This window comes from Pseudomonas sp. VMV1 (genome assembly GCF_056790235.1).
This window is the reverse complement of the sequence record NZ_JBXGSE010000001.1, coordinates 381,177-395,912: the sequence shown is the minus strand read 5'-3', so window position 1 is coordinate 395,912 and position 14,736 is coordinate 381,177. Positions and strand designations below refer to the sequence as shown.

Here is a 14,736-nt window from a genome sequence, read left to right as displayed (position 1 = left end):
CAGCAGGCTGCCTCGGATGACGGCGGCCAATTCCTGACTGTCATGCACGGCCCTTGGACTGGCGGACTTCGCGCCACGTCAGGCAGAGTAGCCCCCCGTCTTAGGCCAGGGACCAAGACTCATGGAACGCTGGAAGCTGCTCGCCTGCCTGGTGAGCTTCACCTTTTTCATGGAAAACCTCGATGCCACCGTGATCGCCACGGCCCTGCCCCAGATGGCGGCGTCTTTCGGTCGCGATCCGGTGGATCTCAACCTGGGCATCAGCGCCTATCTGCTGGCCATCGCCGTGGGCATCCCCGTAAGCGGCTGGATCGCCGAGCGTTTCGGGCCACGCCCCGTCTTTACCCTGGCGATTGGCCTCTTCACCCTGGCCTCGCTGCTCTGTGGCATGGCGCTGTCCCTGGAACAGTTCATCGCCGCACGCATCCTCCAGGGCATCGGGGGCGCCTTGATGGTGCCGGTGGGCCGGCTGGCGGTGCTGCAGGTGACCGAAAAGCACGAACTGGTACGCGCCATCGCCCTCATCACCTGGCCGGGCCTGGTGGCACCGGTTCTGGGCCCGCCGCTGGGTGGCCTCATCACCACCTATGCCGACTGGCGCTGGATCTTCTATCTCAATCTGCCGCTGGGGCTGATCGCCCTGCTGCTGGCCTGGCGCCTGGTACCGGCCGACATCCCGACCCAGCGGCATCCGCTGGACTGGCGCGGCTTCCTGCTGCTGGGTGGCGCCTGCGTGGCCTTCATGTGGGGCGTGGAGCGACTCGGCCAGAACCAGGGCAGCCTGGGCAGCAACCTGGCCTGGATGGGAGTCGGGCTGATCCTCGGCGTCAAGGCCGTGCGCCACATGGCCCGGCTGGAACGGCCGCTGATCGATTTCAGCACCCTGCGCATTCCCACCTACCGGGCGTCCATCCTCGGCGGCGGACTGTTCCGCGTCTCCATCGCCACGGCACCCTTCCTCCTGCCGCTGATGTTCCAGCTGTCCTTCGGACTGGATGCTTTCCAGTCCGGGTTGCTCCTGCTGGCGCTGTTTGCCGGCAACCTGGCGGCCAAGCCCTTCACCACCGCTGCCATGCGCCGCTTTGGCCTGCGCCGCATCCTCACCGTCAACGGCCTGCTCAGCGCCCTGAGCCTGCTGGCTTGCGGCCTGCTCACCCCGGCCTGGCCCCTGCCGCTGGTGCTGCTCCTGCTATTCGCCAGCGGGGTGTTCCGCTCACTGCAGTTCACCGCCAGCAATGCCCTGGCCTTCGCCGACATCCCCAAGGCGCGGTTGAGCCATGCCTCGACCCTCTTCAGTACCAACTTCCAACTGGCCATGGGACTGGGTGTGGCCATCGCCGCCCTGCTGCTGCGCGCCTCGATGGAGTGGCATGGCCACCTGGATCCGCAGCTTCTGGACTTCCGCCTGGCTTTCATTGCCATCGCCGTACTGGGCGTGCTGAGTACCCTGGACAGCTTTCGCCTGGCGCGAGATGCGGGCGACGCGGTAAGCGGCCATCGCCTCCCCTGACAGCACCCGCCGGGAGCAGGCATCGTGCCCTCCTTGTCCACGGCGGCTCGCCCCGCCTGGCTGCAGGATCACCAGCCGCCCCTCTTGCCCCTCATCGCTACCTCTACGCTAGAAATCCCTCTAGCACGCTATAAAGCCCAAGCGAAGCCGGCCGATAACCTCTGACACTGCGCTAACAAAAAGCGTACTAATCATCCGTCTTCCAGGAGCTTTCTCGCATGTCGCTACTTCAGCACTCTGCAGTTCTGCGCGGCATCCGCGCTGCCATCACGGCGATCAACGCCCCGCAACAGGCGATCGGACCAGAACTGCTTCAGGGGCCTGCAGCGATTCGCGAACTGGGCCAGGCCCTGCAGCCTCTGCTCAAGCAGCAGCAGGATCAGCAAGTCCAGATGCAGGAGCTGCAGCAGGATATCCAGGACCTGACCGCCCGACTGGCAAACCGCGAGGCCGAGGTGCAGTTGCTGAAGACGCGCTTCGATCTGGTCAACCGGGCGTCCAGCGAAGGGCTCTGGGACATGGAAGTGGTGGCCGGCGATCCGGTCAACCCGCGCAATGCCTTCTGGTGGTCGGATCAGTTCCGTGCCCTGCTGGGCTTTCGCAATGAGTCTGACTTTCCCAACGAATTGGGCAGCTGGGCCAGCCGCCTGCACCCCGAGGACAGCCAGCCGACGCTGGATGCCTTCGCCCGGCACCTCAACGACCGCAGTGGCCGTACGCCCTACGACGTCGAGTACCGGGTCGCCACCAAGAGCGGCGAGTACCGCTGGTTTCGCGCCAGTGGCGAAACCCTGCGCGATGGCCAGGGCACACCACTACGGGTGGCAGGCTCGCTGCGCGACATCCATGACCAGCGCATGAAGGATGAAGAGCTCGACGTCACCCTGACCCGCTTCGATCTGTCGCGGGAAATGCTCAACGACGGCATCTGGGACATGGCGGTGATCGCTGGCGATCCAGTCAATCCCAAGAACCCCTTCTGGTGGTCACCGCAATTCCGCCGCCTGCTGGGCTTCGAGACCGTGGAAGAATTTCCGGACGTCCTGGACAGCTGGGCCTCGCGCCTGCACCCCGAAGACAAGCAGCGCAGCATCGATGCCTTTGGCGCCCACCTCAATGATCGCAGCGGCCAGACGCCGTTCGACATCACCTACCGGCTCAAGCTCAAGAACGGCGAATACCGCTGGTTCAGGGCCCGTGGCCAGACACGTCGTACCGCCAACGGCATGCCCGTGCGGGTGGTAGGCGCCCTGACCGACATCCATGCCAGCTACGAGCAGGAAGCGCTCCGCGAGCAGCAGCAGGCCCAGCATCAGTCGATGGAGGAAAACCTGTTCAAGCTGACCGAGATCGTGTCCTCCATTCAGGGCATCGCCGCGCAGACCAACCTGCTCGCGCTCAACGCCGCCATCGAGGCGGCCCGCGCTGGCGAGGCCGGCCGTGGCTTCGCAGTGGTCGCCGACGAGGTACGCAAGCTGGCCACCCGGACCGCCGAGGCCACCCAGCACGCGGCCGACATGATCAAGCGCTGATCGACGGGTTACGGCCACCCACCAGGGTGGTCGTGATTCCGCGCCCAGGGCAGCCTATGCTGGAGGCTTCAACGCGAATCCGGCTCCGCTGGCGGTCAAGCGAACGGATCTGATCCTGGTGTGGTCACGCCAGGCTACGGTCGTCGTCCGACCTGCTATCATGCGCGCCGTTTTTCCGATCAGACCGGCGCGCACGAGGCATCCCATGCTGGAACGACTCTTCCAACTCAAGGCCCACAACACCTCTGTCCGCACCGAACTGCTGGCGGGAGTCACCACCTTCCTGGCCATGGCCTACATCCTGTTCGTCAACCCGAGCATTCTCGGCGCGACCGGCATGGACAAGGGCGCGGTCTTCGTCGCCACCTGCCTGGCCGCGGCCATCGGCTCGGCGATCATGGGGCTGATCGCCAACTACCCCATCGCCCTCGCCCCAGGCATGGGCCTCAACGCCTTCTTCACCTACACCGTGGTGCTGCACATGGGGCACACCTGGCAGGCGGCGCTGGGCGCGGTGTTTCTCTCGGCGCTGATGTTCTTCCTGCTGTCGATCTTTCGCATCCGCGAGTGGATCATCAACAACATCCCCCTGGCCCTGCGCTCCGGCATCGCCGCCGGCATCGGCCTGTTCCTGGCGCTGATCGCCCTGCAGAACGCCGGCATCGTGGTCGATAACCCGGCCACCCTGGTGGGTCTCGGCGATCTGGCCAAGCCCGGCCCCATCCTTGCCGTGCTCGGCTTCTTCCTGATCATCGCCCTGGAAGCCCGTCGCATCACCGGCGCGGTGCTGATCGGCATCCTGGCGGTCACCGCCATCGCCATCGCCATGGGCGTCACCCCCTTCGGCGGCGTGGTGTCCATGCCGCCGTCGCTGGCGCCGACCTTCCTGCAGCTGGACATCAAGGGCGCCCTGGACATCGGCCTGGTCAGCGTGATCTTCGCCTTCCTGTTCGTCGACCTGTTCGACAACTCCGGCACCCTGATCGGCGTGGCCAAGCGCGCCGGCCTGATGGGCAAGGACGGCCACCTGCCAAAGATGGGCCGCGCCCTGATCGCCGACAGCTCCGCCGCCATGTTCGGCTCGCTGCTGGGCACCTCCACCACCACCAGCTACATCGAATCCGCCGCGGGTGTCTCCGCCGGTGGCCGCACCGGTCTCACCGCCGTGGTGGTCGCGGTCCTGTTCCTGCTGGCGCTGTTCTTCGCCCCCCTGGCGGGCAGCGTACCGGCCTTCGCCACCGCACCGGCGCTGTTCTTCATCGCCGTGCTGATGACCTCGGGTCTGGCCGAAATCGACTGGGAAGACCTGACCACCGCCGCCCCGGTGCTGGTCACTGCCCTGGCCATGCCGCTGACCTACTCCATCGCCAACGGTATCGCCTTCGGCTTCATCGCCTGGACCGCCATCAAGTTGTTGTCCGGCCGCACCCGCGAGCTGAATTCGGCGCTGATCATCCTGTCGATCCTGTTCGTCATCAAGCTGGGCTGGTTCAACGCCTGACCCCTCCCCTCGGGGCTTCGGCCCCGAGGTTCCCCGCCTCATCGCCTCTCCGGATTCGCCCATGTCCCAGCCCTCCTTCGCCCCCGCCGACTACCAGGTCCAACTCGACGCCAAGGCCACCCGCCTGCGCGAGCTGCTGGCGCCCTTCCAGGCTCCCGAAGCGGAGGTCTTCGCCTCGCCGCTGCAGCACTACCGCCTGCGCGCCGAATTCCGCCTATGGCGGGAGAACGAAGAACGCCACTACGCCATGTTCGCCCCGGGCGACAAACACTCGCCGATCCTCATCGAAGACTTTCCCATCGCCAGCCAGCGCATCAATGACCTGATGCCACGCCTCAAGGCCGGTTGGCAGGCGGACGTGGCCCTGTCGTTTAAGCTGTTCCAGGTGGAATTCCTCACTACCTTGAGCGGCGACGCCCTGATCACCCTGGCGTACCACCGCCCCCTGGACGCCGCCTGGCAGGCTGCTGCCGAGCGCCTGGCCGCCGACCTCGGCGTCAGCCTGATCGGTCGTTCCCGCGGCCAGCGCCTGGTGATCGGTCGCGATCATGTGATCGAAGAACTGGAGGTGGCCGGGAAGACCTACAGCTATCTGCAACCAGAGGGCGGCTTCACCCAGCCCAATGGCACGGTCAATCAGAAGATGCTCACCTGGGCCCATACCGCCTTGGGCGAGCGTGACGACGATCTGCTGGAGCTCTATTGCGGCAACGGCAACTTCACCCTGCCGTTGGCCAGCCGGGTGCGCCGGGTGCTGGCCACCGAGGTGAGCAAGACCTCGGTCAACGCCGCGCTGCACAATCTGGCCAGCAATGGCGTGGACAATATCGCCCTGATTCGTCTCTCCGCCGAGGAACTGACCCAGGCGCTCAACGAGGTCCGGCCCTTCCGCCGCCTGGCCGGCGTGGATCTCAAGAGCTACCAGTTCGGCACCGTCTTCGTCGACCCGCCCCGCGCTGGCATGGACCGGGACACCTGCGAACTGACCCGCCGCTTCGAGCGCATCCTCTACATCTCCTGCAACCCGGAAACCCTGGCCGAGAACATCGCCCAGTTGCACGACACCCACCGCATCACCCGCTGCGCCCTGTTCGACCAGTTCCCCTGGACGCACCATATGGAGAGTGGGGTGCTGCTGGAGCGGCGTTGAGGCACCCACGTGGAAAAGGCTGCGCCGTTTTCCACCCTACGCTGGGTCCAAGCGCCCCCTCTCCATCAGGGAGAGGGTTGGGGTGAGGGAACCGCTACCCCGTAGGTTGGGCTGAGACGGCTCCATCGTCGAAGCCCAATAGGTCCGTCCCGTTGGGCTTCGCTGCACTCAGCCCAACCTACGAGTACCGCGCGTAGAAAAGGCTGCACCGTTTTCCACCTACGCTGGGTCCAAGCGTCCTCTCTCCCTCAGGGAGAGGGTTGGGGTGAGGAAACCGCTAACCCGAAGGTTGGGCTGAGACGGCTCCATCGGCGAAGCCCAACAGGCCAGACACCCTTGTTGGGCTTCGCTGCGCTCAACCCAACCTACGAAAAACGCAGCGGTGGGTCTGGACGCCCCCTCTCCCTCGGGGAGAGGGTTGGGGTGAGGGTCGCCCTACTCGTGGAACTCCGCCACCGTCTCGCGACGGCCATAGAGGAAGGCGTCGGCCACGTGGCGGAGCGGTGCCACGTCCACGTCGGAGCGGTTCTGGGCGACCAGTTCGGCGAAGCGGGCATAGAGGCCGGCGTATTCCTGGTCGGGGCCTTGGTGGGTCAGTTGGCCGTCCAGGTACAGTTCGCTGCCGCCTTTGCTCAGGGTCAGGCGACCGGCCTCGGTATCGACGTGGATGTCCCAGGTCTGGGGTCCGGTCTGCAGGAAGTCGAAGTCGGCGGCGATGGGTACGCCGGCGCTGTCGACGAAGGCCAGTTGCGCGGCCACCGGAGTCTGGCAATTGCCGGGTACCTGCAGCGCGGCCTCCTTGAGAAAGAACGGCCGCGGCAGGATGGCGGTGACGATGGACAGGGCATTGATGCCCGGATCGAAGACGCCCATGCCGCCCGGTTCCCAGATCCAGGCCTGACCGGGGTGCCACACGCGCACGTCTTCCTTCCATTCGATGCGCACCGCCTGGATGCGCTTGCCTTCCAGCCATTCGCGGGCCGGCTGCACGCCCTGGGCATAGCGGGAGTGCCAGGTGGCGAACAGCGAAAGACCCGCCGCCTCGGCCTGACGGGTCAGGGCTTCCACTTCACTCAGGGTCGCCCCCGGGGGCTTTTCCAGCATCACGTGCTTGCCGGCGGCCAGGGCCTCGCGCGCCTGTTCGTAGCGCACCGCCGCTGGCGCGCAGAGGGACACGGCGTCGATGGCCGGGCCGTCTTCGAGCAGGGCGCTCAGGCTGGGATAGTGGGCGACGCCGTCGAGCTGGGCGTTGCGGCTGGCCACGGCGACCAGCTCGTACTCGGAATTGGCGGCGAGCGCCGGCAGGTGCTGGTCACGGGCGATCTTGCCCAAACCGACGATGGCTATTCTTATCATGATCGTCCTCGGTAGACGGTGGGAGTCCGCCGTCTAGGATCGGGCAATCATCACACCAAAGCAACAGCTTCGCGGTCGGTCTGCAGGCTCTCGCGCGACTCCAGCCAGCTGTGCAGATTGGCGCCCTCGCGGCCCTTGCGCCACATCAGCCAGGTAGTAGCCTGGGCGAAGCGCGCCTGGATCGCGTGGCGCTGCACCCGCTCGCGGCCAGGCAGGCTGTCGAGCATGGATTCCGGCATCAGCGCCACTCCACCAGTGATCACGCAGGCCAGCATGCTGTGGTAGGACTCGATCTCCATCACCGGCCCGCTGGGCACCCCCGCCGCGGCGTACCAGGTGTCCAGGTAGCGGCGATAGGAGCAGCCGGCGCGAAAGCCGAACACCGGGCGCCCCGCTACGTCGGCCGGCGAGCGCACAGGTCCGAGCTCCAGTCCGGTGATCAGCACCAGCCGCTCCTCGAACCAGGGCTGGCCTTCCAGCGCCGCATCGGGCGCCGGGCCGTCCACCAGGGCGGCGTCCAGACGGCCGGCCAGCAGCCCCTCCACCAGTTCGCCACTGGGGCCACTGTGCACCTGCAGATTCACCTTGGGATAGCGCTGGTGATAGCGCGCCAGCAGGCCGGGCAGATGGATGGCTGCAGTACTGAACATGGAACCGAGCACGAAGGTGCCGGCCGGCTCGCTACCCTGCACCGCGCTGCGTGCCTCGTCGGCCAGGGCGAACAGACGGTGGGCGTAGTCCAGCAGGCGATGGCCAGCGGCGGTCAGGTGCAGCCGCTGGCGCTCGCGCAGGAACAGCTCAACGCCCAGTTTGTCTTCCAGCTGGCGCAAGCGCGTGGAGAGATTGGACGGCACCCGATTGAGTCGCTCGGCGGCCTTCACCAGGGAACCTTCCTCGGCCACCGCCTGGAAGATGCGTAGCTCTGCGAACTCCATGGATCACCACCTTTCTCTTTAGCTGAACATCTATTTCTCTATTATTCGTTTTTATTGATCAACTTCAAGGCCTAGGCTGTCCACATCCACTTGCTTCCGGAGCCTTTTCGATGACCGCCACCACCCGCCTGCTGGCCTGCCTGCTGGCCCTGGCCACCGCCATGGGCATCGGCCGCTTCGCCCTCACCCCCGCCCTGCCCCATCTCATCGCCGAAGGCCAGATCGATCTCACCGGCGCCAGTCTGCTGGCCGCGGCCAACTACCTGGGCTATCTGCTCGGGGCCCTGGACGCCCTCTTCGCCCGTCGCACCCACGCGCGCCTGGTCGGTGGCCTCTGGCTCTGCGCCGGCCTGACCCTGGCGTCGCTGCTGGCCGATGGCCTGGCCGCCCAGGCGCTGCTGCGCTTCGGCACCGGCCTCGCCAGTGCCTGGGTGCTGGTGATGGTGACCGGTCTGAGCCAGCCCCTGGCCGCCGAAGCCGGACGGCCGCGGCTCGGCGCCCTGGTCTTTACCGGTCCCGGGGTGGGTATCCTCATCAGCGGTCTGATGGCCCTGGTCAGCAATCGCCTGGGTGGCGATTCCAACCAGCTGTGGCTGAGCTACGGCCTGCTCGCCAGCGTCGCGACCCTGGCGCTGCTGCCCCTGCTGCCGCGGCGTGGTCCCGTCACCCCGCTGCCTACCACCGCCGCGGCGCCGGCCAAGCGCTCGCCCGCCTTCAACCGGCTGATCCTGGCCTACGGCCTGGTGGGCGTCGGCTACATCCTGCCGGCCACCTTCCTGTCGCAGATGGCGGCCAGCCGCTTCCATGGCCAGTGGCAGGCCGACCTGTTCTGGCCGGGATACGGCCTGGCCGCCGCGCTGGGCGTGGTGCTGGTCAGCCTGAGACGCCCGGGCACCGATACCCGCCGCTGGTTGATCGCCACCCTCTGGTTGCAGGCTACGGGCGTCGTGCTCTGTCTGCTGCCGGGCAGTCTGGCGCTGTTCCTGGGCGTGCTGCTCTGTGGTGGCCCCTTCCTCGCCTGCATGCAGCTGGTGATGCAATACGGTCGCGAGCTGGCGCCGGCCACGCCGCAACGCAACGCCGGGGTGCTGACCGCCAGCTTCGCCAGCGGCCAGCTGCTCGGCCCGTTGCTGGGCGCGGTGAGCAGTCACTATGCCGGCAACCTGCAACCGGCGCTGGTGATCGCCGCCCTGGGCCTGCTCTTCGCCGGTCTGCAATTGCGCAGTGCCCGGGCGTCCCTGCAACGCTGCATCGCCTGAATCGTTTCCGCTGCGGCTATTCGTCACAGAAGTAAAACGGGGTCGCACCTTGTTTTGAAATGTTTCGCCGTTCCTGAGTACAGTGGCCGCTGCGCCTCATAGAGGAGGCGCCTCAGGCGCTCGCCACCCACCCTACAAGGAACACAACACTCATGATGAAGGCCTCCGATCTGGTCGTTCGCTGCTTGGAAAACGAGGGTGTGGAATACATCTTCGGCATTCCCGGCGAAGAGAACCTGGACCTGCTGGAATCCCTGCGTCGCTCCTCGCAGATCAAGCTGATCCTGACTCGCCACGAGCAGTCCGCCGGCTTCATGGCCGCCACCTACGGCCGCTTCACCGGCAAGACCGGTGTCTGCCTTTCCACCCTCGGTCCAGGGGCCACCAACCTGGTCACCGCCGGCGCCTACGCCTACCTGGGCGGCATGCCGATGCTGATGCTGACCGGCCAGAAGCCGATCAAGAAATCCAAGCAGGGGCGTTTCCAGATTCTCGACGTGTGCCGCATGATGGCGCCGCTCACCAAGTACACCCACCAGTTCGCCTCCGCCGACAACATCCCGTCGCGCATCCGCGAGGCCTTCCGCCTCGCCGAGGAAGAAAAGCCCGGCTCCGTGCACCTGGAACTGCCGGAAGACATCGCCGACGAGCACACCGAGAGCCTGCCGGTACCGCCGAGCCTGAGCCGTCGTCCGGTCGCCGAAGCCAAGGCCATCGCCGCCGCCGTCTCCAAGCTGGAAAACGCCCGCAGCCCGGTACTGGTGCTGGGCGCCGGCACCAACCGCAAGATGACCGCCCGGGTGCTGCGTCAGCTGATCGAGAAGACCGGCATCCCCTTCGTCACCACCCAGCTGGGCAAGGGCGTGGTCGACGAGCGCCATCCGCGCTTCCTGGGCAACGCCGCTCTTTCCGCCGGTGACTTCGTGCACCGCGCCCTGGAGTCCGCCGACCTTATCGTCAACATCGGCCACGATGTGATCGAGAAGCCGCCGTTCTTCATGACCCGGGGCGGCACCGAAGTCATCCACATCAACTTCCGCTCCGCCGAAGTCGATCCGGTGTACTTCCCCCAGGTCGAGGTGGTCGGCGACATCGCCAACGCCATCTGGGAGATCAAGGAGCGCATCGAGGTCCAGCCCACCTGGGACTTCGACCGCCTGCTGACCATCCGCGAAGCCAACGAGGCCCATGTCGCCGAAGGCGCGACCGATGACCGCTTCCCGGTCTATCCCCAGCGCCTGGTGGCCGATCTGCGTAACGTGCTGCCGTCCGATGGCATCGTCGCCCTGGACAACGGCATCTACAAGATCTGGTTCGCCCGCAACTACAAGGCCTACATGCCCAACACGGTGCTGCTGGACAACGCCCTGGCCACCATGGGCGCGGGCCTGCCGTCGGCCATGGCCGCGCGCCTGGTCTACCCCAATACGCCCATCGTGGCGGTATGCGGTGACGGTGGCTTCATGATGAACAGCCAGGAACTGGAAACCGCGGTGCGCCTGAAGATGAACCTGGTGGTCATCATCCTGCGTGACGACGGCTACGGCATGATCCGCTGGAAGCAGGCGCAGATGGGCTTCGAGGACTTCGGCCTGGACTACGGCAACCCGGACTTCGTCCGCTACGCCGAAAGCTACGGCGCCCACGGCCATCGCGTGGAAAGCGCCGCGGCCTTCGCGCCGCTGGTTCGGCATTGCCTGGACACCCCCGGCGTCCACGTCATCGACTGCCCGGTGGACTACTCCGAGAACGACCGCATCCTGCACCAGGACATCAAGGAGCGCAGCGCAGCGGTGTGATCGGGTAGCCTAGCCCCATGGGAAACGCCCCGGCCGTGAGGTCGGGGCGTTTTTGCTTGGCGGTGTCTTGCGCCAGCTTTGCACTACCGGAAGCTACAGCTGCGTTGGATTCGGCGCGTCCCCACCTGCTCCGGATCGAAGGTCTTGCCCGACTGGGTGAAGACGAGTCCGACAGTGAGCAAGGCAGTCGACCAGATCGAGCTACTAGCCCGGACATGGAATCCACCAAGGTCGCCATGACCACCCTGCGCAGCCATCCGCAGAAGACGATGGAACGCCTCAAGGTGTGATCCTAGCGCTCCTTGCGCCCGCTCCTTCCCCTCACCCCGGTCCTCTCCCCAAGGGAGAGGGAGCGCCTGGGATGGACTTCCAGCAGGAAGGAAAACGCGGCACAAAAGGTAGGCTGGGCTGAGCACAGCGAAGCCCAACATCAGTCAGGTGAAGGCTGGGCCGTTGGGCTTCGACGATGGAGCCGTCTCAGCCCAACCTACGGCTGGCTCTACCCGAGGGAGTGGGAGGCACCTGTCATGCCTGGCGTAGGGTGGAAAACGGTGTAGCCTTTTCCACGCTGGCACGAAGGCAGGTTGGGCTGAGCACAGCGAAGCCCAACGCCAGTCAGGTGAAGGCTAGGCCGTTGGGCTTCGACGGTGAAGCCGTCTCAACCCAACCTACGGCGCCACGACTTCCCTCACCCCACCCTCGCCTCTTCCAGCAGCCAACGTTCGAAACTTGCGAGCGCGGTATCGATTTCCGTCGTGGGACGGGTGACCAGCACATAGCGTTCGCGCAGTTCCGGCAGGACCGGCCAGGGCGCCTGGAGCCGGCCGGTGACCAGGTCCTCTTCGATGTAGTGCTCAGGTACCAGGGCCATGCCGAAGCCGGCCTTGGCGGCCTCGATCAGCAGCGAGTAGCGATCATAGGTAGGACCAACCGCCTGGGCGCCCAGGGGTAACCCGGTGAGCGTGGCATAACGGGCCTAGCTGTGCGGACTCTCCAGCTTGTGCAGGAGCGGCAGGCTGGCCGGAGGATTGCCCGCCAGGCGCGGATGACAGACCGCGACCAGCTGCGTCTCGAACAACGGCTGCACCCGCAGAGCGTGCCAGACCGGATGGTCATAGTTGATCGCGGCGTGCAGTCCGCTGTCTTCCAGGGCGAAGGGCTGCGTCCGCTCGCGCAGATTGACCTCGATGTCCGGATGGCGCTCCTGGAAGCGCGCCAGCATCGGGATCAGCCAGCGACCCGCCAGGGTCGGGATGACGCCGATCTCCAGCGCGGTGGTGCCGCGGGCCTGGGCGATCAGTTGCCGCGTGTGGCGTTCGATGTCGGCAAGGGCCGTGCGCATGTGCGCGGCATAGCGGGCTCCGGCAGCGGAAAGCTCGACGCGATTGCCGATCCGCAGAAACAGCCTGACGCCCAATGCAGCCTCCAGCTTGGCGATCTGCCGGCTGATCGCGCCCTCGCTGAGCGACAGCTCCTGCGCCGCCTTGGCGAAGCTGAGATGGCGGGCGGCCGCCTCCAGGGCCACCAGCGCCGTAGTACTGGGCAGGCGTCTAGTCATCAGCGGTCATCCTTGGCAGCGGGGCGCCCCAGGATGACGCCTGGGCAAGCTGCCTTGCAAAAAAATCCGTAACGCTTGCCCGCCAGCACCTCCTAGCCTGACCAGACGACACCAGGGAGGCAGCAGGAATGATGATGACGAGGACGTTCGCCTGGAACCGGATGGATCGGCTGCTGCTGGGCACGGGTCTGTTGATTCCGTTCTGGTTGACTATCGGCGTAGGGCTGACCGCCCTGGCGTATCCCGGTTACAGCCATGTCGATCATGCCCTGAGTCGGCTGGGGGCTGTCGATGCGCCCACTCAGGGATTTTCCGCCTGGCTCAATAACGTGCCTCTCGGCGTGCTCTTCGTGCTGGTCGCCCTGGGGCTGGCCAGACGTTTTCGCACGTCGCGCCTGGCCGGGTTGAGCGCGGCCCTGATCCTGCTCCACGGCCTGGCAAGCTTCGCCACCGGGCTGTTCCCCTGCGACCAGGGCTGCGCCCCGTTGCAGCCCTCCGTTTCCCAGCAGCTGCACAACCTGGCCGGCCTGGTGATGTTCCTGTCGCTGACCCTGGCGAGCGCGCTCTGGGCTTGGCTCGGCAAGCGGTTGCTGGCCTCGCCCGGCCTGGCGGTTTTCTCGGCGATCTGCACGATGCTGGCCCTGGTCACCGCGGGCATGATGGCGAGCGCGGTCGCCGACGGCCAAGGCTTCGGGCTCTACCAGCGCCTCAACTATGCCGTGGGCGTCGGCTGGCTCGCCGTCCTGAGCGGAATGGCCAGGCGCAGCCCAGGTGGCCAGCCGTGACCGACCAGCCGCCTGAAACCGCTCAAGCATGGACGGTCAGGGCGACGAGCCGGGCGACCACAGGCCGTACCAGCAACACACAGACGAAGGCGGACGGCATGGCGACCTGATAGGCACTCATCACATTCCTGAAGTAGTCGGCGTCGAAGCCGAACTCCGCCAGGGTGATCACCAGGCACATCAGCAGGGCCATGATGGTCGACATATAGAGGGCGAAGACATAGGGCGTCGCCCGCTTGGGAAAGCGGCGCTTGGTGGAAGTAGCAGGACTGATCGGATTCATCGGGTTGCCTCGGGTCAAGGAATCGAGGCCAAGCTTACAAGGGCGAATATCTGCCGGTAGCCTTCTCCGCCTTGGTTCACTATAAACAGAAATCAACGAATCCTTCGGCAGGGCCCCCATGGACATCCTGGGCTTGATCAGTACCTACATCAGGGTCGTGGAAGCGGGCAGCATCGCCGGCGCCGCCCGTGCTCAGGGCCTGAGCGCGGCCGCGGTGAGCCAGAGCATCGCTCGCCTGGAGGCACATCTGGGCGTACGGCTACTGTCGCGGACCACGCGCCGTCTCGCCATGACCGAAAGTGGCGCCCGCTATTTCGAGAAAGTCCGGCACATCCCCCAGGACGTCGAGATCGCCGCCCACCTGGCGACCCTGGCCAGCGAGCCGCAGGGATCGCTGCGGATAGCCACCACCGCCGCCTTTGGCCGCCACCTGCTCGCGCCGCTGCTGCCGGCGTTCAAACAGACCTATCCGGGCATCGACATCGAATTGATCGGCAGCGACCGGCGCCTGGATCATCGCCTGGAACAGATCGATGTCAGCCTGAGGATCAAGGCGCAGCTGAGCGACAGCCTGGTCGCCCGCCGGATCGCTTCTCGTGCCTTTGTGTTCTGCGCCGCGCCCGCCTATCTTGAACAGGCCGGCACACCCCGCACCCCGGAAGAGCTGCAGCAGCACGCCTGCCTGCTGTTCCGCTATCCCACCGATGGACGCTATCTGCCCTGGCGCTTCGTGCGCGCGGGTCAGACCTTCGAGGCGGCCACCCGCCCTGGCTTCGTCTGCGACGACATTGACATGATCGCCCAGCTCGCCGTGAACGGGGGCGGCATCGCGCGCCTGGCGGACTTCGTCGCCCTGCCGCTAATCGAGCGGGGCCAGCTGGTGCCGCTGTTCGACGCCCAGAGCCAAGGCGCCACCGCCGCGCAGTCGGAGCCGATGGACATCTATGCCTGCGTTTCCGAGCGTTCCGCGCTGAGCGGCAAGGTTCGCGCCTTCATCGACTTTCTCGAACAGGCCCTGCAGCCTGATTCCTGACAGGCGAAGGCCCTGGCCGTCGTAGCGACCAGGGC

12 protein-coding genes and 1 pseudogene are annotated in these 14,736 nt (G+C 66.2%); 9 read left to right on the top strand and 4 right to left on the bottom strand.

The genetic code is table 11. From position 1 onward, the window contains the following. Positions 1 to 121: 121 nt before the first annotated feature. From ACUCV0_RS01770 to trmA, 4 genes are all read left to right on the top strand, one after another. Complete coding sequence (locus tag ACUCV0_RS01770) at positions 122 to 1,510, top strand: MFS transporter (protein WP_482211858.1); 1,389 nt, start codon at positions 122 to 124, stop codon at positions 1,508 to 1,510. Positions 1,511 to 1,728: 218 nt separating this feature from the next. Continuing rightward, the gene (locus ACUCV0_RS01765) at positions 1,729 to 3,042 is read left to right on the top strand and encodes a methyl-accepting chemotaxis protein (RefSeq protein WP_271654272.1); all 1,314 of its coding nucleotides are present in this window, start codon (positions 1,729 to 1,731) and stop codon (positions 3,040 to 3,042) included. A 205-nt stretch (positions 3,043 to 3,247) separates the two neighbouring features. After that, positions 3,248 to 4,543, top strand: a complete 1,296-nt coding sequence (locus ACUCV0_RS01760; protein ID WP_059314123.1) for an NCS2 family permease — start codon at positions 3,248 to 3,250, stop codon at positions 4,541 to 4,543. A gap of 61 nt (positions 4,544 to 4,604) precedes the next feature. Next, entirely contained in the window at positions 4,605 to 5,693 is a 1,089-nt protein-coding gene (gene trmA, locus ACUCV0_RS01755; RefSeq protein ID WP_482211857.1) for a tRNA (uridine(54)-C5)-methyltransferase TrmA, read from the top strand. 435 nt (positions 5,694 to 6,128) lie between these two features. On the opposite strand, the gene ACUCV0_RS01750 is transcribed toward trmA, so the two are convergent. Then, positions 6,129 to 7,049: a Gfo/Idh/MocA family oxidoreductase gene (locus ACUCV0_RS01750; RefSeq protein WP_313649293.1), complete on the bottom strand. Its 921-nt coding sequence runs from the start codon at positions 7,047 to 7,049 to the stop codon at positions 6,129 to 6,131. Positions 7,050 to 7,099: 50 nt separating this feature from the next. Further along, positions 7,100 to 7,984: a putrescine utilization regulator PtrR gene (gene ptrR / locus ACUCV0_RS01745; RefSeq protein ID WP_482211856.1), complete on the bottom strand. Its 885-nt coding sequence runs from the start codon at positions 7,982 to 7,984 to the stop codon at positions 7,100 to 7,102. Positions 7,985 to 8,094: 110 nt separating this feature from the next. Here ptrR and ACUCV0_RS01740 point away from each other — a divergent pair, with 110 nt between their 5' ends. From ACUCV0_RS01740 to ACUCV0_RS01730, 3 genes are all read left to right on the top strand, one after another. After that, positions 8,095 to 9,243 (top strand): YbfB/YjiJ family MFS transporter, encoded by a 1,149-nt coding sequence (locus ACUCV0_RS01740; RefSeq protein ID WP_271654266.1) that lies wholly within the window; start codon positions 8,095 to 8,097, stop codon positions 9,241 to 9,243. A gap of 152 nt (positions 9,244 to 9,395) precedes the next feature. Further along, complete coding sequence (locus tag ACUCV0_RS01735; RefSeq protein ID WP_482211855.1) at positions 9,396 to 11,042, top strand: acetolactate synthase large subunit; 1,647 nt, start codon at positions 9,396 to 9,398, stop codon at positions 11,040 to 11,042. Between the two features lie 104 nt (positions 11,043 to 11,146). Then, entirely contained in the window at positions 11,147 to 11,332 is a 186-nt protein-coding gene (locus ACUCV0_RS01730; protein ID WP_482211854.1) for a hypothetical protein, read from the top strand. Positions 11,333 to 11,730: 398 nt separating this feature from the next. Here ACUCV0_RS01730 and ACUCV0_RS01725 read toward each other — a convergent pair. After that, positions 11,731 to 12,600, bottom strand: a pseudogene (locus ACUCV0_RS01725) (LysR substrate-binding domain-containing protein). A gap of 134 nt (positions 12,601 to 12,734) precedes the next feature. Between ACUCV0_RS01725 and ACUCV0_RS01720 the strand changes: the two are divergent. Then, on the top strand, positions 12,735 to 13,385 hold the full coding sequence (locus tag ACUCV0_RS01720; protein WP_482211853.1) for a DUF998 domain-containing protein: 651 nt from the start codon (positions 12,735 to 12,737) through the stop codon (positions 13,383 to 13,385). A gap of 22 nt (positions 13,386 to 13,407) precedes the next feature. Here ACUCV0_RS01720 and ACUCV0_RS01715 read toward each other — a convergent pair whose 3' ends face one another. Further along, the gene (locus ACUCV0_RS01715) at positions 13,408 to 13,668 is read right to left on the bottom strand and encodes a DUF2798 domain-containing protein (protein ID WP_017638984.1); all 261 of its coding nucleotides are present in this window, start codon (positions 13,666 to 13,668) and stop codon (positions 13,408 to 13,410) included. 118 nt (positions 13,669 to 13,786) lie between these two features. On the opposite strand from ACUCV0_RS01715, the gene ACUCV0_RS01710 reads away from it, so the two are divergent. Next, the gene (locus tag ACUCV0_RS01710; protein WP_482211852.1) at positions 13,787 to 14,701 is read left to right on the top strand and encodes a LysR family transcriptional regulator; all 915 of its coding nucleotides are present in this window, start codon (positions 13,787 to 13,789) and stop codon (positions 14,699 to 14,701) included. The last annotated feature ends 35 nt before the right edge of the window (positions 14,702 to 14,736 follow it).

Excerpts from the sequence above, each read along its gene's own strand:
- ACUCV0_RS01770 (WP_482211858.1), top strand. The coding sequence starts at position 122 with ATGGAACGCTGGAAGCTGCTCGCCTGCCTGGTGAGCTTCACCTTTTTC.
- ACUCV0_RS01765 (WP_271654272.1), top strand. The coding sequence starts at position 1,729 with ATGTCGCTACTTCAGCACTCTGCAGTTCTGCGCGGCATCCGCGCTGCC.
- ACUCV0_RS01760 (WP_059314123.1), top strand. The coding sequence starts at position 3,248 with ATGCTGGAACGACTCTTCCAACTCAAGGCCCACAACACCTCTGTCCGC.
- trmA (WP_482211857.1), top strand. The coding sequence starts at position 4,605 with ATGTCCCAGCCCTCCTTCGCCCCCGCCGACTACCAGGTCCAACTCGAC.
- ACUCV0_RS01750 (WP_313649293.1), bottom strand. The coding sequence starts at position 7,049 with ATGATAAGAATAGCCATCGTCGGTTTGGGCAAGATCGCCCGTGACCAG.
- ptrR (WP_482211856.1), bottom strand. The coding sequence starts at position 7,984 with ATGGAGTTCGCAGAGCTACGCATCTTCCAGGCGGTGGCCGAGGAAGGT.
- ACUCV0_RS01740 (WP_271654266.1), top strand. The coding sequence starts at position 8,095 with ATGACCGCCACCACCCGCCTGCTGGCCTGCCTGCTGGCCCTGGCCACC.
- ACUCV0_RS01735 (WP_482211855.1), top strand. The coding sequence starts at position 9,396 with ATGATGAAGGCCTCCGATCTGGTCGTTCGCTGCTTGGAAAACGAGGGT.
- ACUCV0_RS01720 (WP_482211853.1), top strand. The coding sequence starts at position 12,735 with ATGACGAGGACGTTCGCCTGGAACCGGATGGATCGGCTGCTGCTGGGC.
- ACUCV0_RS01715 (WP_017638984.1), bottom strand. The coding sequence starts at position 13,668 with ATGAATCCGATCAGTCCTGCTACTTCCACCAAGCGCCGCTTTCCCAAG.
- ACUCV0_RS01710 (WP_482211852.1), top strand. The coding sequence starts at position 13,787 with ATGGACATCCTGGGCTTGATCAGTACCTACATCAGGGTCGTGGAAGCG.